Source organism: Desulfurellaceae bacterium (assembly GCA_021296095.1).
Lineage (GTDB): Bacteria > Desulfobacterota > Binatia > Bin18 > Bin18 > JAAXHF01.
The window spans coordinates 23,191-24,337 of record JAGWBB010000102.1; the positions used below are offsets into that span (position 1 = coordinate 23,191).

The window sequence follows — 1,147 nt, forward strand, 5'->3', positions numbered from 1 at the left end:
GACTGGAAAGAGCATTTTTCGGGCCAGCCGGAGAACGAGCGCTACCTCAATTTTGTGGCCGACAAGTTCGACCTGCGCCGCGACATTCGGTTCAATTCTCGGGTCGCTGGGGCGGTCTATGACGAGAACGCACACTGCTGGGAGGTCCAGATCGAAAACGGCCAGCGCGCCCGGGCGCAGTTTCTGATCGGCGCGGTCGGCATCCTGTCGGCGACCTATATGCCGCCCTTTGAGGGGATTGACAGCTTCGAGGGCGAGTCGTTTCACACCTCGCGCTGGCCCAAGGAGAAGGCGGACTTCAGCGGCAAGCGGGTGGGCTGCATCGGCACCGGCGCGACTGCGGTTCAGCTGATTCCCATCGTCGCCCAGGAAGCGGGTCAGCTGACCGTCTTTCAGCGCACGCCGAACTACTGCGCGCCGCTCAGGAACTCGGAAGTCGCTCCCGAGACCCAGGCTGCGTGGAAGGCCAAATACCCGGAAATCCACAAACGCTGCCGCGAAACCCCGGCCGCCTTCATGCATGATTTCGATCCGCGGTGTACCCTGGATGTCCCCAAGGAAGAGCGCCTGGCCCTGTACGAGGAGCTGTGGGCGCAGCCGGGCTTCAAGAAATGGCTGGGCAACTTCCACGACATCATGACCAACCGCGAGGCCAACGAGGACTTTGCCGAGTTCGTGCGCAACAAGATCCGCGAGCGGGTTCATGATCCCGAGGTGGCGGAGTTGCTGGCGCCCAAGGATCATCCGTTCGGGGCCAAGCGCATCCCGCTGGAGACCAACTATTACGAGGAAGCTGGTTGACGTGCGCTCGGCGCCGATCGAGCGCATCACGCCCAAGGGTGTGAAAACCCAGGACGCCGAGTATGAACTCGACGTCATCATCTATGCGACCGGTTTTGACGCGATATCCGGGCCGTTGACCCGGATCGATATTCGGGGCGAAGGCGGCCAGACCTTCAAGGACAAGTGGGCCGACGGTCCGCGCAGCTACCTGGGTTTGCAGACCGCCGGCTTCCCGAACTTCTTCATCGCCACCAACTCGGCCTTCTGCAACTACACGGTGTGCGCCGAGATGATCGTGGAATGGATCGCCGATGCCATCGGCCACCTGCGCGAGCAGAAGCTGTCGAGTATTGTCCCCACCCCG

2 protein-coding genes are annotated in these 1,147 nt (G+C 62.2%); both read left to right on the forward strand.

Translation table 11 applies throughout. The features are described 5' to 3' along the window. A partial coding sequence (locus J4F42_19145) for an NAD(P)/FAD-dependent oxidoreductase (protein MCE2487634.1) occupies positions 1-801 on the forward strand: 801 nt, incomplete at its 5' end. A gap of 1 nt (position 802) precedes the next feature. Beyond that, on the forward strand, positions 803-1,147 hold a 345-nt coding region (locus J4F42_19150), incomplete at its 3' end, for a cyclohexanone monooxygenase (GenBank protein MCE2487635.1).